Genomic DNA, 23,868 nt, shown 5'->3' on the forward strand with positions numbered 1-23,868 from the left:
TCAGCGGCAGGTGCGCGGAAGGTTCAGCGGGTTGGCGTCGCGCAACTCCGCGGGCAGCAGAGTGTCCGGCGTGTTCTGGTAACAGACGGGCCGCAGGAAGCGTGCGATGGCCAGCGACCCAACAGATGTTGTCCGTACATCGCTGGTGGCCGGGAACGGTCCGCCATGCACCATGGCGTCACAGACCTCCACCCCTGTGCCAAACCCATCGAAAAGAATGCGCCCGGCCTTACGTTCCACAAGCGGCAGCAGCCAGGCTGCCTGTGCCTGATCATCGGCCCCCTCGGCATGAATGGCGACGGTCAACTGCCCTTCCAGGGCGGCCAGCACGGTGCGCAATTCCACGGCATCCCGGCAGCGGACCAGCAAAGAACAGGCACCAAACACCTCTTCATGCAACTCTGGATGGGCCAGGAAGTCGCGCGCCGAGACCGTGAACAGTGCCGTTTGGCAGACCCAGCCATCGCCAGACACCCCCTGGGCCAACGGCGTCACGGCCGGATGGGAGGCCAGACGGCGCACACCCGCGCAATAGGCACGATGGATGCCCCGGTTCAACATGGTGGCGGGCGTGGTGGCGCGGATTGCTGCTGCTGCGCTAGACACGAAACTGTCCAGCCCCTGGCCCTCTACGGCCAGAAGTAGGCCGGGATTGGTACAGAACTGCCCTGCCCCCAACGTGAGGGCGGCGGCAAAGGCCTTGCCGATGGCCTCGCCCCGCTGCTCCAAAGCCCCCGACAGCAACAGCACTGGGTTGATAGAGCTCATTTCGGCATAAACAGGAATTGGCTGCGGACGGGCCTGGGCAATCGCGATCAGCGCTGTCCCCCCCGCTCGTGACCCCGTAAAGCCCACGGCCTGGATGCGCGGATCGGCGACCAGTCCGGCCCCGATATCCGCCCCATTGCCGAACAGCATGGAGAAGACCCCATCGGGCAGGCCACACGCCGCCGCAGCCCGGGCCACGGCCTTGGCCACCAGTTCGGATGTACCGGGATGGGATGAATGCGCCTTCACGACCACCGGACAGCCAGCGGCCAGGGCCGACGCCGTGTCGCCACCGGCCACCGAAAAGGCCAGCGGGAAATTCGAAGCGCCAAAGACGGCAACGGGCCCGACCGGCACCATCGACAGGCGGATGTCAGGCCGGGGTGGGGTGCGGTCCGGCAGGGCCTTGTTGACCCGTATATCCAGATAAGCGCCTTCCCGCAGCACACGGCCAAACAGACGAAGCTGGTTCATCGTGCGAGCCAGCTCACCCTCCAGCCGGGGGCGCGGCAGGCCGGTCTCCGCCATGGCGCGTTCTACAATGGCGTTCGCATCGGCGGCCAGTTCCTCCGCGATCCGGTCCAGAAACAGGGCGCGGTCGGCGGGACCCAGGGCACGAAACGGCGCCAAGGCATCATCGGCCGCGGCACAGGCACGCTCCAGATCATCCCGTGTCGCGGTCGGAAAATCAGGAGCGATGGCCGAACCCGTCGCGGGGTTGCTGGCCGCGAATGGTGCCCCCTCGCCCCGCGTCGGACGACCGGCCAGGATCATTTCACCGGATACGGACATGGTCGCTCCCCTGGGATTGTCGTTGCCGTTTACCGGCTCTGGCTTACGCCCGCTTCCATCCCGCAGCCCCCCAGGAAGAGTGAAGGGGGTGATAAGTTTTTTGCAAAGCGTATATGGCAGCGCGGCAAAAGCAAGGCCCGTTCACCGGATTAGCCGTTACCGGAGAATGCATGTATTTTACGTCGGGAAATTCCACGACATCAAGGAGTTGCCCACTATCAATCCTTGGAATTCTGTCATTGCAGGGCGACAAGGAGTTGCCTAGGAACAGGGATGAAAGCACCGTTTACGCCCGCCTCCCAATGCCGCAGCGCAGCATCGAAAATGCGTTCCCACCCTATAAGAAATTCAATATGGTGACATTCAGGGAGGACAAAATATGCAAGAGACATTGTCCCAACGCCTTGATGCGATCAGCTTTCGCCAACTGCGTCTTTTCGAAAGTGTCGGCCGCCTGAACAGCGTTCGCCGGGGATCGGAAGAATGCAACCTATCGCAGCCTGCGGTAACCCAGGCCCTGGCGAAACTTGAACAATTGATCGGCGTCGAGCTGTTTGAACGCCGCGCCAGCGGCAGTTACCTGACACCTGCCGGGGATATCCTGTACCGGCGGGTCATCCGCATGTTCAAGCAGTTGGTCGACGCGCTGTTTGAGTTGGAGGTCCCCGGCGGACAGGTGGGGGCCGACGCGGTTGTGCATCGACTGACACGGTCACAGGTGCGGAGCCTGGTGGCGTTGATCGAACATGGCACCTTCGCTGCCGCGTCACGCACCCTTCAGATTACCGAGGCGTCGTTGCAGCGCGCTGCCCGCGATCTGGAAGGCAATCTGCGCAAGACCATCTTCTATCGCTCGGCCGAAGGGGTGATGGTCACGCCGGCTGGCATGGCCTGTGGCCGCCGCATGAGTCTGGCTTTACAGGAGATCGACTGGGCCATCAACGAAATCGACGTGGCCCGTGACATGGGCGAAAGCCGCATCACCATCGGCGCTCTTCCCTTCGGCGGTAGTGTGTTGCTGGCGTCGGTGCTGGATGAATTCCTTGCCAGCCAGCCCAAGGTCGATGTCCGCATCGCTAATGAGAGTGCATCGGAGATGATGCAGCGCCTGCGTGAGGGCAAGGTCGATCTCGTCGTTGGCCTAACACAGGAAACCATGGGCGACGATCTGGTCAGCCAGACCCTGGCCGAAACACCCTACGAAGTCGTCGGTCGGCGCGGCCATCCGTTGCTCGAACATGGGCGCGTCTCTAATGCCGACCTGATCCGGTATGAATGGGTGGTGGGCACACCGGGCTCGAACCGGCGCAACTGTTTTGACGGCTTGTTCGCGGGCGGTACGAGGCCGCGTACCCCCATCGTCACCAGCGCCCTGCCCGTCATCCGCCATCTGGTGGCCGGCAGCGACCGGCTGACCCTGATGACCTCCTATGAGCTTCAGTATGAGAGCCTGCTGGTGAGGGTGCCGATCGAGCAAACGCTGCCCTGTCCCACTATCGGCATCACCACACGCGCCGACTGGCTGCCGACGACGCTGCACAAGGATTTCATAAATCTGGTGAAATCCCGGGTCAGCACGCGGAGCATCCTGGCAGCCAGGCGAAGCGCCGCGTGACACCCATCCCTGTCAGCGCGCCAAGAACGCCACGCTGGTCGGCAGGTTGACGGTCAGCGGTTGGCCAGCCGGTTCCAGCTTTCCGCTGCGCGCGTTGCGCCGGAACAGGGTCACGCTATTGCTGCCCTGGTTTGCAACCAGCAGCCATTTGCCGTTGGGATGCAACCGGAAAGACCAGGGCACCTTGCCGCCGCTGGGCACGCGCTGCACCTCCTGCAAGGTGCCGTCGCGCCGTACCGCATAGACACCGATCGTGTCCTCCCCACGGGTGGAGGTATAGACGAAGCGCCCATCGGTACTGACGGCAATCTCCGCCCCCTTGATGGTGTCAGCCTCGTCATCCGTACCCGTGGCGATAGACTGGAGCAGCGTCAGGCCGCCGGTCTTCGTGTCCTGGCGGTATACCCAGATGACCGGGCTGAACTCCGACATCAAATATACATAGCGTCCCTTGGGATGCAGCGCGACATGGCGGGGGCCGGTGCCGGGTGGAAGGCTGACCGACGGTTCAGCGGCGGGGACCAGACTGCCCTGGCCTGCATCGTAGCGATAGACGAACAGCTTGTCCGCCCCCAGGTCGGGCACAAAGAGATATTTGCCGCCGGCATCCAGCGCCACGCCATGGGCATGCGGCGATGTCTGACGGGGCTTTGGGCCTGTACCGACATTCTGCACCGTGGATGTGGGTGCCGACACCGTGCCATCCGATGCGACAGGCAAAACGCCCGCTGTGCCCGAGCGGAAATTTGCGGTGAAGATGGCCTTGCCCTTGGCATCGAAGGTCAGATGGGTGGCACCGGCCCCGCCGGAATCGGCGCTGGAAATCACCGTCAGGCGACCTTCATCCCCTGCGGGGCGCAGGACCAGGACGCGGCCCCGCGTCTCGTTCGCGGCCTTGTCGTCGCTGGCGGCGTAAAGCAGCGGTCGGGTCGGATGCGCCTCAATCCAGGTCGGTCGTTCCAATTCGGCCGCCAACCCCACCAGGCAAAGGATCCCTTGCCGCTCATCCAGACGGGCGGCAAAAATACCCTGGCCCGGCCCACTGCCCTGCGTACCAATATAGAAATCCGTGCCCTCGCAGGGTTGTGCCGCCACCGGCCCTGCCAGAACCAGCATGGAGAGCAATCCGGCGCACCAATGGACGCCCATCCTTGGACTTATCATCATTCCCCCCGATTTATTGTTGTTCATGCTGCCTTATCGAAACTCCGCCCGAACAAGGCCAACAAGGTCAGCCAATGATGTTCAGCTTCCGCCGGGTCATGGACCGGCATATCGTCAGGAACCCAGCCATGGCGGGCGGGACGGGTTTCCACGACATGGTCAACACCGGCCTCGGCCAGCGCCTGCGTCAGTCGTTGCTTTTGATCATCGTCAAAGTTCGCATCCTCGATGGCACCGGCAACATAGACGCGAGCCTTGATCCGGGGTGCCAGCAGATGCGGGCTGCCGGGCGTGTCGTTGGCCAGCCCACCGCCATGATAGGACGCCGCGGCCACAATCCGGTCCGGAAACGTCGCCGCGGTGACCAAGGCCAGCCGACCGCCCATGCAATAACCGACGACACCGACCGGACCAGCCTTGATGTCGGGCCGTGTTGCCATGAAGGCAAGCAATGCTTCTGTATCGGCCATTACGGCCTTTGGTGTCACCGGCGCCATGTATTTTTCCCGGTGCGCCTGACGCAGTACGGGATCGGTGAAGGTGACCTTGGGATCAACCGGTTCATAGGCGCCCGACCGGTAGAACAGGTCGGGAAGCAGAACAGCGTATCCGGCTTCGGCCAAGCGGCGCGCCATCCGATGCAATGCCGGACGGATACCGGGCCCGTCCATGTATAGAATGACCGCGGGCCAGATCCCCGTCCCCTGAGGCAGATGCAGCCAGGTAGGGCACATTCCGTCCCGCGTCTGGATATCCACACATTGCATTCAATGCCACCTTTCAAAGACAACCTAAAGGCGCCAGCCCAGCCGCAACAGTAGCGCCACTGAGCGTTTGAGGGCCATTGGAGTTGGGTTTTCTGCGATTGATTAGAGGTGAGCAGTCACGAAGGCTGCCTTCGCCCAGGAAGGCCGACCGACCGGCACGCGGCGGACGGGGGCACCCATAACTTATTCATCGCCCCCCAAAACCAATACCCCCCTGAACACCGATGCATGCAAACGATGAATAGAAGCCTCAAATTCCTGTGGACTGTCGCCCCGATGGGGCTGACCGGAGCCGCAGGCCCAGAAGAATAGCCGGGAAGAAACGCCATGAAGTCCACGACCTTTCTGCGCAAGCTGCTGCTTGGTGCGAGCGCACTTTGCCTGTCACATCCGGCCCTCGCACAGATCGCAAGCAGCAACGCTGGCGAAGCCGGCAAAACGTCGGGCGACGACACGCTGGTGCTGGAGGAGATCGTGGTCACCGGCTCCCGCGTGATCCGGGACGGGTCTGCCAGCCCGACGCCGCTGACCACCATCGATAGCAGCGCCTTGTTCGCAGCCGCACCGTCAGGGTCGATCTCCGATGCGCTGAACAATCTCCCGGTCTTCTCCGGCTCGCGCAATTCCTTCAGCAACCCCGGCAGCAACGCCACCGGCGTGCAGGGTGGCAATGGCAATGCCAATGTGCTGAACCTGCGTAACCTGGGCGCCTATCGCACACTGGTGCTGTTCGACGGTCACCGGGTGCCGCCGACGCTCTACAACTCCGCCGTCGATGTGGATATCATCCCGCAGGCGCTGATCAAGCGCGTGGATGTGGTGACGGGTGGTGTGTCGGCCGTCTATGGTTCGGACGCCGTTTCCGGTGTCGTCAATTATGTGCTTAACCGGAATTTCAACGGGTTCCAGGCCAATGCTGAAATGGGCGTATCCCAGGAGGGCGACGCCAAGAATCGCAATGTCTCTGCCGCCTTCGGTTTCGATATCGGCAGCAATGGCCATTTTGAGGCCAGCGTGCAGCGGCGTGAGAATGACGGTATCCTGAACCGAGCCTATGACCGCGACTGGAACAACCTGGTCGCGCTACAGGGCGCCGGCACGGCTGCCAACCCCTTCGTCCTGAACAGCGATGTGCGCCTGCGTACCTTCAGCTTCGGTGGCCTGATCACGTCCACCGGCCTGTATAATGGCCAGCATTTCGAAACCAATGGCGTGCTGACCACCTTCGACCGGGGCACCAGCACCGGGTCGAGCTGCTGTCAGATCGGCGGCGACGGCGCTTATCAAAACAGCTCGATGGTTTCCCCGTCGGAGGGAACGCAGCTTTTCGGTCGTCTGGATTACGACCTGACCGAGAATGTGCATTTCTTCGCCCAGGCCTCGGCCAACCTGAAGGAAAATACCGGCTATACGGGTTGGAACCAATTAACGGGCCTGACGATCAGCACTGCCAATCCCTTCCTGTCGGCAGAATATCGTAATGCCTTCGCGGCGGCGGGCCGGACGACCTTCACCATGAACAAGATCTGGCAGGACGCGCCGCGGCTGGAAGCCGTCGCCAAGACCGACCAATATTACTACATCACCGGCCTGGAGGGTGATCTGGGCGGGTTCAACTGGAACGCCAGCTACAGCCATGGCAGCTCCCGCCTGGATACGACTGTCAACAACCTGCCCAATGCCCAGCGCCTTTCGGCGGCACTCGACGCGGTGGTCAACCCAGCGACAGGCAGCATCGTCTGTCAGGCCAGCCTGACCAATGCCTTCTATGCTGGCTGCGTGCCGTTGAACCTGTTTGGCCCCACCTCCTCCAGCCAGCAGGCCCTGGATTACGTGCTGGGCAGTGTGAATTTCCTGACCCATACCAAGATGGATGCCGGCGATTTCGCCATTTCCGGATCGCTGTTCGACAATTGGGCCGGCCCGGTCAATGTGGCACTATCGGGTGAGGCGCGGCGCATCTCTTTCGATGCGGCCAGCACCGCCTCGCCCACCGATCTCGCGAATTGTGCCGGGCTTCGATACAATTGTACGGCCACGACCACGCTTTATCCGACCACCTACCCGCGCAGCGGCAAGGTCACGCAGAGCGTGAAGGAAGCGGCAATTGAGGTTGAGGTGCCGCTGCTGGCCGACATGGCCTTTGTCAAGGCACTGAACCTGAACGGTGCCGCCCGCTATACCGATTACAGCACCAGCGGTGATTACGGCACCTGGAAGGTTGGCGGCGTCTGGGAAGTGGATGATGCGTTGAAGTTCCGCGGTACCGTTTCCCGCGATATCCGCGCACCGACGCTCTACGACCTGTTCCAGCCGACAACCATCATCAATGGCAATTTCGTCGATACGAAGACCAACACCGCCGTGTTCGTGCCGTCAATCAATGATGGCAACAAGGATCTGTCGGCAGAGGTGGGGCGGACCCATACAATCGGCGCTGTCTATGCACCCGAATTCCTGCCCGGCGCCACCTTCACGCTGGATTATTACAAGACCGTCGTGAATGACGCGATCACCATCGTGCAGGGCTTCAACGCGGCCATCCAGAATGCCTGCTATGGCAGCAACGGCACCTCACCCTATTGCGCGCTGATCCAGCGCAATGCCGCCGGCACTGTCACCGCCTTTTATAACAAGCCGCAGAACATCGCGCGCGTACGCACCTGGGGCCTGGATGCGGAGTTTGGGTACAGCACGGAGGTATTCGACCGGCCATTAGGCCTGCGTGTGATGGCGAACTACCAGCCGCACATCTACTATGAACAGCCGGGCATCGCCACCATCGACCAGGGTGGTGCGGGCTGGGGCCAGAACGGTTTGATGCCCAGCCCCAGCGTTCAACTGTCGGCCTTCCTCTCCTATCAGGCGACCGACGAATTCAAGGTGGATGTGTTCCAGCGCTGGCGCAATGCCTTCAAGCGCAGCGGTGTCGAGGGTCAGGTCTTCGCCGACCCGCATGTCAGCCCCTATGGAACCACCAACCTGACCTTTACCTATGACACCGGGTCGGCCTGGAAGATCAACAGCAGTTCCATCTATCTGTCGGTCACCAACGTCTTCGACGCGACCCCGCCGCTCAGCGGTTATTACAGTGGCACCACCTCAGCAGGCCAGTCGTTCGAATTCTCCGACGACCCGACGGGCCGCGCCTTCCTGATCGGCTTCCGTATCCGGGGCTAAAGCCCCGCCACGTGTTGCCGACAGGAAGCCGCCATGTCCTTCTTACGCGTCTTTTCTTCGGTTGCCGCCCTGTCGGCGCTGGTCCTGCTGGGCATCCAGCAGGCCCCGGCACAGACGGCGGCAGCCCCCCGCACCAGCTTCGTCCCGTTGGCGCGGGGTGTCCCAGGCGTGCTGTATGAACCCGCGGTGATTGGCCCCAAGGCTGAGACCGCCATCTTCATCATGCATTCCGCCGCCGATTATCTGAGCTTTCCCGGCTGCACAGAGCTGTCGCACCGGGGATATCGCGTGCTGTGCGCCAATAACAGCAGCAGCAAATCCGGCATCTCCAATGACGGCATGCTGGATCAAGTGCTGCTGGAGGCAAAGGAAGGCGTGGCTTGGCTGCGGCGGCATCCTGGCGTGAAACATGTCGTGCTGCTGGGCCATAGCGGCGGCGGCACGGTCATGAGCGCATATCAATTCATCGCCGAAGGTGGAACCAAGGTATGCCAGTCGTCGGAAAAGATCTGGAAATGCCCTGACAGTCTTGCCGGCCTGCCGGCCGCTGACGGCTTGATGCTGATCGACAGTAACTGGGGCCTGGGCGCCATGACGCTGTTCAGCTTGGACCCCGCCGTGAAGGACGAAAAGGCGGGAATGGCCCTGGACCCGGCGCTGGACATGTTCAACCCGGCCAATGGCTTCACCCCGTCGGGCTCCACCTACAGCCCGGAATTCACAGGTAAGTTCCTGACGGCGGCCGGGCAGCGTAACAACGGCCTGATCGCCAAGGCGCAAATGGCGCTAGCCGACATCCAGGCGGGCAAGGGTCCGTTCGCGGATGATGCACCCTTTGTCGTGCCGGGGGCGATCCTGCTAGGCAGCAACAACAAACTGTTCGCCCAGGATATCCGGCTGATGTCCCGCACCCGAAAGCCCTGGCCGCTGCTCCATTCCGGTGGTCTTGTAACGACGGAGATCGTCAAGACTGTCCGGGTGCCGGAGAATACCCGCAACAACTCCCCTTCCCTGATCAAGGGTGCCCTGAAGACGACGGTACGCAATTACCTGAACAGCTATGCTGTCCGCACCCTGCCCGATTTCGGCTATGACGAAACAAGCGTCCGCGGTATCGACTGGACGTCCACCTATGCCAGCCCGCCGGGCAATGTGCAGGGGGTGACGGTGCCGCTGCTGGTCATGGGCATGACGGGGCATTGGGAATTTCTGGCCGCCGAAACTATTTATGAACGGGCACAGAGCCCGGACAAGACCATCGCTTTCGTCGACGGGGCCACGCATCTGTTCGACACCTGCAAGGCGTGTGAACGCCAGCCTGGCGAATTCGGCGATACGCAAAAGACCACCTATGACTATATCGACGCTTGGCTGGCCAAGCCCGGCCGCTTCGGTGGCCTTTCCGGCGGATGATTAAGGACATGACGATGCGCTTGACCACGGGCCGCCGCGCCCTTCTCACCACCTGCTTGCTGGCCATTACCGTCTCTGGTGCCCTGGCGCAGCCAATGCCGGGTAGCGTCGGCCATGACCGGCAATTGTTGGTCAACGCCCTGCCGGCCTCAACCAAGCTGACAGTGACAAGCCCTGGTTTCGGTGAAGGTGGCGACCTGCCCCTGTCCGCCACACAGTACGGGGAGAACCTGTTTCCCGGCCTGAATTGGTCGAAGGGACCAGCCGGAACCCGCTCCTATATCGTGGTCATGCAAGGGACGCGCGGACAGGAAGGATCAGCCGACGCGGGCACCAGCATCCATCTGACCTTGTACAATATTGCAGCGGACACCCTGTCCCTGGCCCCAGGCCACCTGACTGCACCAAGGGGGGCCGGTTTTGGCCCCAATGTCCATGGGCCGGTCGCCGGATATGCCGGTCCCCACCCGCATGATACGCGCCGCCACGCCTACCATTTCCAGGTCGTGGCGCTGGACACCGTGCTGCCCCTGTCTGGAGAGGTAACTTTCGCCGCCTTGCAGGACGCCATGCGCGGCCATGTGCTGGCCATCGGCGACTTGGTGGGCTACGCGGCCGGTCCGTCGCAGAAGGCGGGCGTGGCAGCTTCCAATATACCAGTTGCAGTGGAAACAGGTCGGCTGACCGGCACCGCAGGCCGCAATCCGGAAATCGCTGTCTATCGCGGTATTCCTTATGCGGCACCGCCGGTCGGGGATTTACGCTGGCGGGCACCTGCTGCTCCACTGGCCTGGGAGGGCGTGCGCAAGGCCGACAGTTTCGGCCCCGCCTGCCCACAGCCGGGCGGTGAAATGGCGGGCGGCCTGCCGCAAAGCGAAGATTGCCTGACCCTGAATATCTGGACCGGCGCCCAGCCCGGCAGCAAGCAGAAGCGCCCCGTCTATGTCTGGATCTATGGCGGCGGTTTCATCGGCGGGACGGGTGCCAATCCGGAATTCGATGGCGAGGGTCTGGCTGCCAAGGGCGTGGTCGTCGTGACCTTCAACTATCGTGTCGGCGTACTGGGCTTTCTGGCCACCCCGGAACTGAGCCAGGAGTCTGGACACAACGCCTCGGGCAATTATGGATTGCTGGACGATATCGCCGCCCTGCAATGGGTGAAGCGCAATATCGCCGCTTTTGGCGGCGACCCGGAACAGGTGACGATCGGCGGCCAATCGGCGGGCGCCGGCTCGGTGGGATTCCTGTCCATGTCACCGTTGGCCACCGACCTGTTCCGGGCCAGCATCGGACAGAGCCATGCCCGGTATCCACGCGATACAGAGTTGCGTTACCTGTCCGTCTCCTGGCGCACCAAGGATGCGGCGGAGAGGGCGGGAACTGCCTATATTGCGAAGTATAGCGTGAAATCGTTGGCCGAGCTGCGGCAGTTGCCGTGGCAGACCCTGATCGAAGGCTCCAACACCATTGACGCCAGCGTAGAGACCGGCAGCGACGGCAAGCCACCGTTGTTCCGCCCCGTGATTGACGGGTGGGTCGTTCCACAATCCTACTGGGACACCTATCAATCGGGCACGCAGAACAAGGTGAAATATGTTGCTGGCAACAACAAGGACGAGACGGGTGCTGTGCCAGAAACAGCCGTGCCTGCCATCCGGGCCAGCACGACCCCGCCCCGCCCCGGCATGCCGCAGACCAGTGTGACGCTGGCGCAATACCAGACAGCCGCAAAGCGCAAGTTCGGGCCGCTAGCGGATGAATTCCTGAAACTCTACCCCGCAACCAATGATGACGAGGCGGCGCGACAGAACAACACCGCCGCGCGCGATAACTCACGTATCTCCACCTGGATGTGGGGCACCTTATGGACCAAGGCCAACATGGCCCCCGTCCATACCTATTTCTGGACCCATGCGATCCCCGGCCCGACACAGGCGACCCGCGGTGCCTATCACGGCTCTGAAATTCCTTATGTGTTCAACAGCCTGGACAAGCTTGACAAGCCCTGGACTGCTGAAGACCGTCGCATTGCGGATATCATGTCATCCTACTGGGCCAACATCATTAAGAAGGGTGATCCCAATGCACCTGGTCTGCCGGAATGGCCAGCCTATAGCGCGCAGGTGCCGCAGGTAATGGAGCTCGGAGACAATTTCCGCCCTATCCCGGTTGCAAGCCCGGAACGAACCGACTTCTGGAAGCGCTTCTACGCCAGTCAACCCGCTTGGTAATGCCTCTAATGGCACCAGCAGAAAAAGGCCCGCCAACAATCACCTGCTCGCGGGCTCTCCCATTTTTTTCGGATATGGAGAAAGTATCCGTCTATAGACTATTTGCGTGCGCTGCTCGCCAATCGGTCAATCAGACCCAGGCTTTTGTCCAGGTAACCAGCCTCCGCACAGCCTGCCTTTGCCCAACTGGCCGTTGCCTCATAGGTGTTCAGCGGGTATGCCGCCTCATCCACGACAAAGCGCATGGGACCGAAGGTCAGCGCCACCACCCAAGTATTGCTGACCGGTGACAGTTGCGCCAGCTTCGCGCCCAATGCTGGTGTCACGTTGGCGTCCGTCTGGACCATGGTGACGTCACCGACCTTCAAGGCGCCCATTGACAGGCTGACAGGGGCGGCATCGGCGGTGGTGAAGCTGCAGGCGGGCAGGCTCGATCCCGGCTCATGTGCGCACATCTTGCGCAAATTCAGCGGGGTCGTCCGCTTGCCAGGACAGGTCAGCACGTCGCGCTCGCCGCCGATCATGATATCGGACTTGAAGTCGCGGATGGCACGGGCTGTCTCAATGACCTCCTCCCCCAACAGGGTACCATAGGCAGACATGATGGCCCGCGGATCGGACTGGCCATAGTAGGGATCGGGATGCGATCGATAGAGCGGGGTGCCGGCGGCGCCAATGGTAAACATAGCCACCACCTTCTCACCCAGGCGCCCCTCGATGTAACGGGAAACGGCACCTGGCAGGTCGCCACTGATCTCTGTCTTGACATTGTCCATCAAGACCGGCTCAACCGCATAATTGATGATGAAGGCCAGCGGCTTGCCTTGCAGATCCTGGAAGGCGATGACACCGACCTTGCTGTTGATGGGTTGGGTACGGTCGCGGTCGATACCGTCGATGAACCGGCTCTGGGCCGGGAACCATTCATTGCGGTTAGCTATTAGGTTCATGTCGCCCCTGCCAACACCGACACGGGCCGGCTGCAATGAGGCTTCCGCCTCCTTAACGGCCTTGTCGGTGGCGGCCTTCACCCGTTCCACCAGCTTGGTCGATCCTGGAATGATCGACGGCCCGTCATAATCGACACGCATGACGTTATGGGTATGCGACGTGCCCAGCAGGACATTGGACTCGTTGATCCGTGCCGCCTTGGCGATGTCACGCACCAGGTCGGCCGCGATCGGCGCTGCGATGGTGGGCACGTCCAGGATGACCAAAACGGATCGCGCTGCGCCGTTATCGATCATCACCGCACGCGCAAACACCGGATCGTTGATGCTGGTGAACGGCGGGGCCAGCTCGTTGATCGGCGGTGTGATATCGACCTTGGCGCTGCCAACCCGCAGCCCTGGAGTCTTGGCCAGGGACATAAAGGGGACAGCGGTCAACACCGCCAATGATAGAGCTATGGCGGCCAGTCTGCTTTGCAATGACATGGGGCATCTCCCCTTGCTTATATGGAAAGGTCCCGGAACCAGGGTTGGTTCCGGGGCAATGGCCGATCAGAAGCGGTAGCGCACACCGCTGGTGAAATAACGGCCCACAGGATCATCGCCGATCACATAGCCGCCATAGAGGCCGGGAGCAGTATTTGACCCAAAGAAGGCTCCGGGTTCCGGTTCCTTATCGAACAGGTTCTGCACATTGAAGAACAGATCTGCCGTCTGGCCCTCACCAACCTTGATACGGTAGTTCAGGTTCAAGTTGACATAGCCCGCCGCGTCGATCTTCGGCGAATTGAAATATTCAGCCGGAGCATGCTTCAAGCTGCTGCGCCAACGATAGGACAGGGTCGTCGTCAGATCGTCGATAGGTTCATAAACGGCGGTGGCCGTGAAACGCCATTTCGGTACCGCCATCTTGTTGCCCGAGGCATAAGCCACACCGGCCATCTCCTCGGTCGGGAAGCCCGGCGTGATATAAGTCATCTTGGGCTGGTAAGTCCCGAACAGGCGCAGGTTAAGGCTGCGATCATTCACGTCGGTGGCGTAATTGACCTCCAGGTCGGCACCCTTGGTGCGCTGTTCCGCATAGTTCAGCATCTGCTGACGCCAAGCCGTCACGACATTGGACGCCGCTGTGCTGCTATAGCCATTCGGCCGCACTTGGAAGGAACAGGCCGAAGAAGTGCCGCCGCTGGCGTAGCAGACGCGCTGTACTGCCTGATCATTGCCCTGGATGGCGGTGATAGCGTCCGTGATCTCAATGTCAAACCAGTCCAGCGCAATGGAGAAATCGTTGTCCGGCTTGACCACAAAGCCCAGCGTCTTGGTCAATGCCTTTTCGGGCACCAGATCCGGGTTGCCGCCGCGAATGACATCGGCCTCTACCGACAGGCCGGTCAGCAGATCCAGATAGGTATTGCGCGCAACCGACTGCGGTTCGAACAGGTCGTATAGGGTGGGAGCGCGGATATCACGGGAGATGGTGCCGCGGAAGCGCAGCACGTCATTGACCTGCCAATCGCCGCCCACCTTCCAGGTATCGGCCTTGCCAGCCGTTTCATAGACCGTATGACGGGCCGCAAGGTTGAGATTGAGGGCCTTGGCGAAATCGAGATCCGCCAGCAGAGGCACATTGGCCTCAATGGCCCCCTCACCCACCGTTTCCTCCACCTCGCCCGGGATGCTGGCGATGGGGGAGTTGATCCATTCCAGGGTGGCGGCGGTGCAGTTGAACCGGATGCCGGTGCAACTGGCTCGTTCCGTCGGTTCATCACTGGCGGTGTAGGTCAAGCTATTGCGGCGGAACTCGCCGGACAGGGCGACAGTCACCTCCCCGGCCCAGGTGCTGAACGGGGAACCGCCGACACTGAACATCACATCATCCATGGCATTGACCGCCTCAAACGAGGTTTGGCCCATGACATAGGCGATGGCAGCGGGATCGGCGTTCCCTTCACCGAACAGGTTCAGCGGGACACAGCCCGGATAGGCCGACGGATTGGTCAGCGAGACGTTACAGACCGTGCGTCCCGTGGCCGGATCGACCACAGCGTCCAAGGCGGCGGCAAGGCGACCCAGATGGATATTGGCATTCTGCCGGCCGTACTGTTTGGTCTCCGCCCGCGAATAGCCCACCTTCCAGCTATAATTGTCGCCGAAATCGCCCTCAAGGCCGGAATTGATGAAATATTGCGTGGCCTTGTTGTCGTTGTTCAGACGGTCGAAGTCCCGCAACATCCGCTGCATACGGAACGTCGTCTGGTTGGCGGCGGCCAATTGCGAGCGGATCGCCGGGTTCAGAAAAGCATTGTTGGCACTGAACGTATAATTGTTGAGCTGGCTGTACTGGAAGCCGCTGCTGGTCGTGTTCTCCGAGTAAGTGGCCTGGACAAAGCCGTGGATGCTGTCTGTGAGGTCATAGTCAAACCGACCATAGGCCTGGTGCATCTCCAGCCCCGCCTTCAGCGAGGCGTCATGGTAGGAACCATCGCCACCGATCTGGATGGCGGCATTGCTGGTGGCCGTGCCGTTGACGAATGGCACAAGGGTGCCATTCTCCGCAAAGCGCAGGCCGTTCAGCACACCGCCATTGATACGACCGCCGAACGTATGCGTGGCAATGGTGGCACCGGCCACCAGATAGTAGGGATCGGTCTGGATGCCCTGGCCCTGCAAGGTCCAGCGATCATCGCCCAACGGCCGGTCGGTGCGATAGGCCAAGCCATCATCCTTGCGGTACTGATAGCTGAACTGGATATGACCCCGGTCGTTCAGCACCTCCTGGCCATAGGCGATGCCGACATCATAGGCATCGGCATCGCCTTTCTCCGACGTACCGAACTGCCCCTGTGCCTTCAATCCATTGAAATTACTGTCCGTCACGAAGTTCACGACACCGGAAACGGCATCGGAGCCATAGACGGCCGAAGCACCGCCCGACACGACATCCACACGCTTCAGCAGCAATTGTGGGATCATGTTGGTATCGACCAGCCCATCGGTCGTTGTCGCCGGAACGCGCATCCCATCAAACAGCACCAGCGTGCGGGTGGGGCCGATATTGCGCAGATTGAGGGCCGCGATATTGTTGTTGCTGCGGTTGGGCTGCGCCGGGTTGAAAGTCTGTCCGCGCGAGCCGGAGAAGACGGGAAGCTCGTTCAGCGCTTCGAACACCGTGGTCGGCTTGGTGGCCAGGATGTCATCGATGGCCACAACGGTCACCGGCGTTGGGCTATTGTCCCCGCTCCGGATAACGCGGGAGCCGGTGACGATGATTTCTTCAAGCTCCTCCATGGCAACAGCAGGTGCCGCCGCGGTCGGCGAGGTTTGCGCCATCGCCGATGGGCAGTTGGCGAAACCGATAGCACATAGGCTGACTCCCGCAAGAGCCGTCAATTTGAAAGTCATGAGATCTGTCTCCCCTAGTGAGGCGAGTCCCATGGGCAGGTTCATAACTCTGACTTCTTGACCCAGGGATCGTCCGTGTTTTCGAAACAAGGCCGGTCTTCCTGTTTCGGCCGTACTTCCGCCGGCCCGGGGAACATGGCGGCAACCGCATACGAGGGGGTGATTAGTTCCATCACCAGGAACATTGGTTTTGTGAAAATGACGGGCCAGCGACCTTGTCGCAATGCCGATATCTGAGTATTCCATAAACTGAAAATGACTTCGTCCATAACTGATAGGGTAGGAAACCATGCAAAACTTCACGGATCACAAAAGAGCATCCAAGCATTTGTATCGCAACGGGCGGCATTTTGGTGCATTCATCGTGGCTATTCTCATAGCTGGCCTACTCATGCCGGCACATGGCCAGGGAACACAGCAATCAGCCATCATGGCGGCGGAAACAGCACGCCTTGACGCGCAGGTCGCACGTGATACGAAGACTGTTGCCAGCCTGCTTGCCCCCACCGCGACCTATATCCATGCCAATGGTTCTGTTCAGGCCAAGGACGAGTTCCTGGCGGATCTGGAGGCTGGAAAGATCCGGCATCGCGATGTTTCGCTGACCGATCGCGTGGTCGAACTGCGCGGTGATGTTGGTATCACTCACGGCAAGATTGACCTGACCGTTGGCGCGGATCGGCGCATCAGCGGCCGCTATACCGGTGTCTATGCACAGGAGGGAGGGACCTGGAAGCTCCTGTCCTGGCAGACCACCCCGATCCAGCCGGGCACGCCGGAACCAGCAGGAATATCCCGTTGATTACTCAAACAGTACTGCCACGCACTCAAAATGAGTTAACGTCCACGATCGTGGTGGGAATTCAATGATCAGCTTTTGGTGGGGCGTGCCTCACCAAAAGCTGGTTGCGGCCCTGCAAGGGGGGCATTGGCGGGATCGGCTAGAGTGGAGTTGCGACACTTCCTCAAGCACCAAGGACCCAATCAATGACCGATGACAGTATGGCACTGACCGATCTTCTCCAGAAGGCCGGCGGGGGTGATTTTCTGCGTACGCTGCCGGAAACGGTATTGCAGATGTTGATGGAAGCCGACATTGACGGCCATATCGGGGCCGGGCGCTGAACACACGGCTGGGGACGTTTCACCTGCGCATCCCCAAGCTGCGGCAGGGCCGCTATTTCCCGCCCTTTCTGGAGGCGCGCAAGACCAGCGAGAAGGCACTGGTGGCGGTGATCCAGGAGGCCTGGATCGGCGGCGTCTCCACCCGGCGCGTCGATGATCTAGTGCAGGCCATGGGCCTGTCGGGCATATCGAAATCGACCGTATCCACGCTGTGCCGGGACATCGACGAACGGGTCAACGCCTTCCTGGACCACAGGCTGGACGGCGATTGGTCCCATCTGTGGCAGGACGCCACCTACCTCAAACAGTGCAAGGGCGGACGGATCGTCTCCGTCGCCGCCATAATCGCCGTGGCCGCCAATACCGAGGGCAAACCTGAAATCATCGGCCTGCATATCGGTCCCTCGGAGGCCGAAATCTTCTGGAGCGATTTCCTGAAGTCTCTCAAGGCCCGCGGCCTGAAGGGCGTGAAACTGGTCATCTCCGACGCCCATGAAGGACTGACGGCTGCCATCACCCGCGTCATGGGCGCCACCTTGCAGCGCTGCCGCGTCCATTGGATGCGCAATGCCCTGGCCTATGTCACCAAGGGCTAGAACTCCATGGCCGCCGCCGCCCTGCGTCAGGCCTTTCTCCAGCCCGACGCCGATGACGCCCACAAAACCTTCCGTCATGTCGCCGACCAGATGCGCGATCGATCACCCAAGCTGGCGGCTTTCATGGATGCCAGCGAGCGTGACGTGCTGGCCTATATGGGCGTTCCCGCCCAGCACTGCACAAAACTGCATTCAACCAACACGCTGGAACGGCTGAACAAGGAGGTCATATGCCGCGCCGATGTCGTCAGCATCTTTCTAAACGAGGCCGCCATCATCAAGCTCGTCGGCGCTATCCTGTTGGAACAGAACGATGTGTATGGACCGCCCCACCCTTGCAAGGATTTTGTGGAGTGCTGATGATGAAGCCGGCGCTTGCGGTCGTGTATCCGGCCTGTCAGCGCGGTATTTCGACCGCTGGCCTTGATGGTATCCGCGGATCGGCCGCCTGACAAATGGACGGGCTGTGGCGCCCGCATCGTTTCAAGGGCCTTTGCCAATCCCGGTCTGACCGGTTCGCCATCACTCTCCACTTCCCTCGCAAGCCGGGACACCCGCAGGCGGGGTCCAGACCGGCTATGCAGCCATGGCCGGCGTCCATGGCCGAAAAGCGGCCTCTCGCGACAGCATGGCCCATACGATCCGTGCCGTCTTATGGGCAACGGCTGTCGCCGCCACTGGGAAGGGCCGTCGCCCGACCAGGGTCGCCAGCCATGGGCGCAAGGCGACACCGGGCCGTTTGGTCAGGCCGACCAGCGCCCGGGCCCCATGGATCAACAGCGTTCGCAGATATCGATCCCCGCCCTTGCTGATGGCACCGATGCGCTGGCGATCGCCGCTGGCCCGAATGCGGGGTGTCAGACCCAACCACGCGGCAAAATGCCTTGAGGACTGGAACTGTTTGCGGTTACCCACGGCGGCCACCAAGGCTGAAGCCGTCAGCGGGCCGATCCCGGGTATTTCCGCCAGACGCCGACTGACAGCGTTCGCCTTGTGCCAGGTTAAAATCTCTGCCTCGACCGCCTCCGCCCGCTCCCGCAACTGGTCGACATGTTCAAACAGGCTTGTGATTGCCTGTCTTGCGTCCACGGGTACCGTATCCTTGTTCGCTTGCGCTAGCCGGCGACGAAGATCCTCCAATCTGGCCGCGCCCTTGCCGGCGACCAGCCCAAACTCGCCCAGCACACCGCGAAGCGCATTGACGGTGGCTGTCCGTTGACGCACCAGCAGTGCGCGGGTGTGATGCAGGGCCAGAACCGCCTGTTGGGATACGCTCTTGATCGGCACAAAGCGCATGGTCGGACGCCCCACCGCCTCGCAAATCGCTCCGGCGTCGGCTGCATCCGTCTTGTTGCGTTTGACGTAGGGTTTCACATGTTGCGGCGGAATCAGCCGAACCTCATCGCCCAGGCGGGTCAATTCCCGCGCCCAATGATGTGCGCTGGAACGGGCCTCCACGCCTACAATACAAGGGGGTAGCTTGGCAAAGAACCCCGCCAGTTGACCTTTGGCCAGCCGCTTGCGCAACACCGGCTGGCCGGCATTGTCCACGTCGTGGACTTGGAAAACCGACTTGGCGATTTTAGGACCGATCATCTGCACAGACATGGCACGGCTCCTGTTGGTGGAACCGTCATTGCCCCGATACCGAGATATGGAGATGAGGGGCGGTCCATGCCATCAAATGGACCGTGCAGCGCGCCCGCTACATGACACTGGAAACCATCGCTCCTCTCAGCGATGGCTTCCAGTGTCATGCTGCCCGCCGTGGCAGCATGATCCGTCCGGCCAGACAGGCCAAAGAGCGCGATGATGCCGCCGCTCCTACACCACGCCACGGGACATGATCCAACAAAGCTGTCATTACGTTGCATTCCCGGTCTTTGGCGAACGGGCTTCTATCGCCCGCCAGTCGTGGATTTTCGGTGTCAGATAAAGTCCTGGTGGATCAGTTCCGCCGTATAAGGCTGTCGCGTCTGCCGCCTGTTATTCAGGGCGACCTGCTTTTCAGCGCCCCCATTGCCGAAACCGCCCTCTTGTTTACCCGCATTTCCCCGTTTCGACCCGCCGGCGGCGATGCTGGCAGGTCGTTCCTTGCGTACGCTGCGGTGATCACCCGTTGCTGCGGGGACGAACAGAAATAAACGGGGGAGAGGATGCTGAGCGATTTCCGGTTCGACCGGCTGTTCATCAATGGTGAATGGGTCGCCCCGCTGGATGGGGGCGTGCGCGGCAGCATTTACCCTGCCACGGGCCAGCCCTGGGGCGACGTCGCCTATGGCGGCAAGTCTGATATCGACCGTGCCGTGGCAGCGGCCCGCGCGGCATTCGACGGGCCGTGGCGCCGGATGCCGGGCTGGGAGCGTGCGGCCATCCTGCGCCGCTTCGCCGACCTGTACGCCACGCAGGTGGAAGCCCTGGCCCGGATCGAAAGCCGGGACAACGGCCGCGCCATCAGGGAATCACGCGGCGATATCGGGCTGCATGCCCAATATTACCATTGGTTCGCCTCGCTGGCCGACAAGCTGTCGGGCCGCACCATCCCCATGGATGACAGCGTCCATGCGTTCACCACCCGTTTGCCGGTGGGCGTCGTCGGCACCATCACGCCCTGGAACGTGCCGCTGATGGCGGCGGCCTGGAAGCTGGGGCCGGCGCTGGCGGCGGGATGCACCGTTGTGCTGAAACCGGCGGAGCAGACCCCGGCATCGTCGCTGGCCCTTGCCCGCCTGTTCGACGCGGCGGGCTTCCCGCCCGGCGTGGTCAATGTCGTGCCGGGCGACGGGCCGGTGGCAGGCGCGCATCTGGTGGCCCATCAGGGCGTCGACAAGATCGCCTTCACGGGTGAGGGCGCCACGGCCAAAAATATCCTGAAGACTGGTGCCGACACGCTGAAGCGGTTCAGCTTTGAGTTGGGCGGCAAGGCCCCGCACGTCATTTTTGCCGATGCCGATATCGAACAGGCACTGAACGCCGCCACGGGATCCGCCTGGGCGCTGTGCGGACAATCCTGCGCCCTGGGGTCCCGCATCCTGGTGGAACGCCCCATCTATGACCGGGTGGTGGAGGCGTTCCGGGAACGGGCGTCGCGCGTGCGGGTCGGCATGCCGCTGGACCCCGCCACCCATATGGGTCCGCAGGCCCATCAGCAGCAGTTGGACAAGACCCTGTCCTATGTCGATATCGGCCGGCAGGAGGGGGCGGAACTGGTGGCCGGCGGGTCGCGCCTGACCGCGCCTGACCTTGCCGGCGGCTATTTCGTGGAGCCGACGGTGTTCGCCGGTGTGGCGCCGACCATGCGTATCGCGCAGGAGGAGATCTTCGGGCCCGTCGCCGCCATCATCCCCTTTGACGGGGAAGATGAGGCCGTATCCATCGCCAATGGCACACCCTATGGCCTGGCCGCCGGGCTGTGGACGTCGGACACCGGCCGTGCGCACCGCGTCGCCAACCGGATCGAGGCCGGTATGGTCTGGGTCAACACCTATCGCTATATCCGCTGGTCCACCCCCTATGGCGGCGTGAAGACCAGCGGCTGGGGCCGCGAGAACGGGATCGAAGCGCTGGACAGCTACCTTGAAACCCGCACCACCATCATTTCGACGACCGGGCGCTTTGCCGACCCGTTCGCGGCGTAAGGGAGGACATAAAATGCGCCTGAAGGGCAAGCTCGCCATCGTCACCGCCGCCGCATCGGGCATGGGCCGGGCCGGGGTTGAACGTTTCGTGCGCGAGGGGGCGCGCGTGGCCGCCATCGATATCAGCCCCACCGCCCTGGACCAGTTGGTCGCCGATTTTGGTGCCGACAAGGTGGTGCCCATCATCGCCGACTTGTCCACGCCGGAGGGCGCCCGCAGCAGCATCGATCAGGCCGTAGCCGCCCTGGGTGGGGCCGATATCCTGTGGGCCCATGCCGGCATGCCGGGCCCCGCCTCGGTGGAGAATCTGGACATGGCCGCGTACCAGAAAGCCATCGACCTGAACGTCACGTCCGCCACGCTGGGGGCGGGACAGGTGGCGGCCCATATGCGGGCGCGCGGCGGCGGGGCCATCGTCTTCACCTCATCGATCTCCGGTCTGGTCGGATCGATGATGAGCCCAATCTATTCGGCAGCGAAATGGGCGGTGGTCGGCCTGACCAAGTCCCTGTCCCTGGCCCTGGCGGCCGATAATATCCGCGTCAATGTCGTCTGCCCCGGTCTGGCCGACACGCCCATGAAGATCGGCTTCACCGGCCGCAACGGTGATCCGGCAGAGGCGGCGGCGAATGAGGCCAAGGTGGTGGGAGCCGTGCCCATGGGACGGCTGGTCAAGCCTGGGGAAGTGGCGGACGCGGTGCTGTGGCTGGTGTCGGACGAGGCCAGCTTCGTCACCGGTGTAGCCCTGCCGGTAGATGGCGGTTTCACAGCAAGGTGAAACTTTTCCTCAAGCGCCGGCGCCGCATCCGCGGCTTGGCTTCACGGCGCACATGCGCCGCGGCGGCAGTCGCCGCCGGAGCGGTTTCCGGTTAGCCGAAAACCGCTCTGAGCCCGTCTTTATAAAAGGCTGGGTCATGGCATCGATGGATACCGAGGAAACGGGTGGCCTGCTGGATGCCGCCCCCATGCATTGGCGGCAATGGGTGGTCGTCGTGCTGTGCATCGCGCTGAACGCGCTGGACGGGTTCGACGTGCTGGCCATCAGCTTTGCCGCCCCCGGCATCGCGGCAGAATGGGGTATCGACCGGGGGGTGCTGGGCGTGGTCCTGTCCATGGAATTGCTGGGCATGGCCACGGGATCGGTGCTGATCGGCAATCTGGCCGACCGGATCGGGCGACGGCCCACCATCCTGGCCTGCCTGACGGTGATGGTCGCCGGCATGGTGCTGTCGGCAACGGCGCATGACGTTACGTTCCTGTCAGTGACAAGACTGGTCACGGGGCTGGGCATCGGCGGCATGATCTCCGTCACCAGTGCCATGGTGGCCGAATTCTCCAACGGCAAGCGCCGCAGCCTGAACATGGTGCTAAATATCGCCGGATATTCTGGCGGCGCCATCCTGGGCGGGCTGGTGGCGGCAATGCTGCTGGACCGTACCGGCGACTGGCGCAGCGTCTTCCTGTTCGGGGCCGGCGCGACGCTGGCCATCCTGCCGCTTCTGTGGTTCTTCCTGCCGGAATCCATTGACAGCTTGTTGGCAAGGCGGCCCGCCAATGCCTTGGAACGCGTCAACCGCACCCTGCGGCACCTGGGACGTGATCCGATATCGGCCTTGCCCGAACCCGTTGCCGGGATGATGAAACCGTCGCCGCTGGCCCTGTTCACCGGCGGGCAGGCACGGGTCACGCTGCTGCTGACCGTCGCCTATTTCGCGCAGATCATGCTGTTCTATTTCTTGCAGAAATGGGTACCCAAGATCATCGTCGATATGGGCCATAGCCCGGCCGAGGCCAGCCGCGTCCTGGTCGCCGCCAATATCGGGTCGCTGACCAGTGCCGTGCTGATCGGGCTGGCATCGCAGAAGCTGCCGCTGCGCCCGCTGGTGATGGGATCGATGGTGGCGGGGTTCTTCGCCATCGCCCTGTTCGGGTCCGGCCTGTCGGGTCTGGGGCCATTGTCACTGGTGGTGGCCGTGGCCGCCTTCTGCATCAATGCCGGGGTGGTGGGCCTGTACCCGATCATGGGCGCCACCTTCCCCGCTCATTTCCGGGCCGGCGGCATCGGCTTCGTCATCGGCGTGGGTCGGGGCGGATCAACCGTCGGCCCCATTCTGGCCGGCGCCATGTTCGCGGCTGGCAGCGGGTTGCTGCCGGTGGCCCTGACCATGGGGGCGGGCGGGCTAGTCGCAGCGCTGATGGTGCGGCTGCTGGTGCGGCGGCATTGACC

The 23,868-nt window shown here is 62.2% G+C and carries 14 protein-coding genes, 1 tRNA gene and 2 pseudogenes; 10 read left to right on the forward strand and 7 right to left on the reverse strand.

From position 1 onward, the window contains the following. A complete protein-coding gene (locus C0V82_RS20170) occupies positions 1–1,560 on the reverse strand; it encodes an aldehyde dehydrogenase (NADP(+)) (protein ID WP_102114173.1) in 1,560 nt (519 codons plus the stop codon). A gap of 379 nt (positions 1,561–1,939) precedes the next feature. On the opposite strand from C0V82_RS20170, the pseudogene C0V82_RS27990 reads away from it, so the two are divergent. Next, positions 1,940–2,386: pseudogene (locus C0V82_RS27990) on the forward strand (LysR family transcriptional regulator); the annotation flags it as partial. Between the two features lie 454 nt (positions 2,387–2,840). Here the strand turns inward: C0V82_RS27990 and C0V82_RS27080 are convergent. Then, positions 2,841–2,933 (reverse strand) — tRNA-OTHER (locus C0V82_RS27080). A gap of 47 nt (positions 2,934–2,980) precedes the next feature. Between C0V82_RS27080 and C0V82_RS27335 the strand changes: the two genes are divergently transcribed. After that, positions 2,981–3,175: a hypothetical protein gene (locus tag C0V82_RS27335; RefSeq protein ID WP_188595164.1), complete on the forward strand. Its 195-nt coding sequence runs from the start codon at positions 2,981–2,983 to the stop codon at positions 3,173–3,175. A gap of 12 nt (positions 3,176–3,187) precedes the next feature. Here the strand turns inward: C0V82_RS27335 and C0V82_RS20180 are convergent, their stop codons facing one another. Together C0V82_RS20180 and C0V82_RS20185 are read right to left on the reverse strand one after the other, a co-directional pair. Then, positions 3,188–4,291, reverse strand: coding sequence for a lactonase family protein (locus C0V82_RS20180; RefSeq protein WP_158660079.1), 1,104 nt, complete (start codon positions 4,289–4,291; stop codon positions 3,188–3,190). A gap of 71 nt (positions 4,292–4,362) precedes the next feature. After that, a complete protein-coding gene (locus C0V82_RS20185; RefSeq protein ID WP_102114176.1) occupies positions 4,363–5,106 on the reverse strand; it encodes a dienelactone hydrolase family protein in 744 nt (247 codons plus the stop codon). Between the two features lie 327 nt (positions 5,107–5,433). Here C0V82_RS20185 and C0V82_RS20190 point away from each other — a divergent pair, with 327 nt between their 5' ends. The 3 genes from C0V82_RS20190 to C0V82_RS20200 are packed head-to-tail and all read left to right on the forward strand — an operon-like array spanning position 5,434 to position 11,930. After that, positions 5,434–8,286 carry a TonB-dependent receptor plug domain-containing protein gene (locus C0V82_RS20190; RefSeq protein WP_102114177.1) on the forward strand — a complete coding sequence of 951 codons (2,853 nt, stop codon included), beginning with the start codon at positions 5,434–5,436 and terminating at the stop codon, positions 8,284–8,286. A 33-nt stretch (positions 8,287–8,319) separates the two neighbouring features. After that, positions 8,320–9,699, forward strand: coding sequence for an alpha/beta hydrolase family protein (locus C0V82_RS20195; protein ID WP_199772555.1), 1,380 nt, complete (start codon positions 8,320–8,322; stop codon positions 9,697–9,699). An 8-nt stretch (positions 9,700–9,707) separates the two neighbouring features. After that, entirely contained in the window at positions 9,708–11,930 is a 2,223-nt protein-coding gene (locus tag C0V82_RS20200) for a carboxylesterase family protein (protein WP_199772556.1), read from the forward strand. 98 nt (positions 11,931–12,028) lie between these two features. On the opposite strand, the gene C0V82_RS20205 is transcribed toward C0V82_RS20200, so the two are convergent. Then, positions 12,029–13,366 (reverse strand): neutral/alkaline non-lysosomal ceramidase N-terminal domain-containing protein, encoded by a 1,338-nt coding sequence (locus C0V82_RS20205; RefSeq protein ID WP_158660080.1) that lies wholly within the window; start codon positions 13,364–13,366, stop codon positions 12,029–12,031. A 66-nt stretch (positions 13,367–13,432) separates the two neighbouring features. Then, positions 13,433–16,282, reverse strand: coding sequence for a TonB-dependent receptor domain-containing protein (locus C0V82_RS20210; RefSeq protein ID WP_158660081.1), 2,850 nt, complete (start codon positions 16,280–16,282; stop codon positions 13,433–13,435). A 289-nt stretch (positions 16,283–16,571) separates the two neighbouring features. On the opposite strand from C0V82_RS20210, the gene C0V82_RS20215 reads away from it, so the two are divergent. Beyond that, positions 16,572–17,084 carry a nuclear transport factor 2 family protein gene (locus C0V82_RS20215; RefSeq protein WP_102114180.1) on the forward strand — a complete coding sequence of 171 codons (513 nt, stop codon included), beginning with the start codon at positions 16,572–16,574 and terminating at the stop codon, positions 17,082–17,084. Between the two features lie 185 nt (positions 17,085–17,269). Continuing rightward, positions 17,270–18,336: pseudogene (locus C0V82_RS20220) on the forward strand (IS256 family transposase); the annotation flags it as partial. A gap of 243 nt (positions 18,337–18,579) precedes the next feature. On the opposite strand, the gene C0V82_RS20225 reads toward C0V82_RS20220, so the two are convergent. Beyond that, positions 18,580–19,611 carry an IS110 family RNA-guided transposase gene (locus tag C0V82_RS20225; RefSeq protein ID WP_102114181.1) on the reverse strand — a complete coding sequence of 344 codons (1,032 nt, stop codon included), beginning with the start codon at positions 19,609–19,611 and terminating at the stop codon, positions 18,580–18,582. A gap of 548 nt (positions 19,612–20,159) precedes the next feature. On the opposite strand from C0V82_RS20225, the gene C0V82_RS20235 reads away from it, so the two are divergent. The 3 genes from C0V82_RS20235 (at position 20,160) to C0V82_RS20245 (ending at position 23,866) form a co-directional block, all read left to right on the forward strand. Further along, positions 20,160–21,641 (forward strand): aldehyde dehydrogenase, encoded by a 1,482-nt coding sequence (locus C0V82_RS20235; protein WP_102114183.1) that lies wholly within the window; start codon positions 20,160–20,162, stop codon positions 21,639–21,641. A gap of 13 nt (positions 21,642–21,654) precedes the next feature. Beyond that, entirely contained in the window at positions 21,655–22,419 is a 765-nt protein-coding gene (locus C0V82_RS20240; protein WP_102114184.1) for an SDR family NAD(P)-dependent oxidoreductase, read from the forward strand. 136 nt (positions 22,420–22,555) lie between these two features. Continuing rightward, complete coding sequence (locus C0V82_RS20245; RefSeq protein ID WP_199772557.1) at positions 22,556–23,866, forward strand: MFS transporter; 1,311 nt, start codon at positions 22,556–22,558, stop codon at positions 23,864–23,866. The last annotated feature ends 2 nt before the right edge of the window (positions 23,867–23,868 follow it).

The organism is Niveispirillum cyanobacteriorum, assembly GCF_002868735.1.
Taxonomy (GTDB): Bacteria; Pseudomonadota; Alphaproteobacteria; order Azospirillales; family Azospirillaceae; genus Niveispirillum; species Niveispirillum cyanobacteriorum.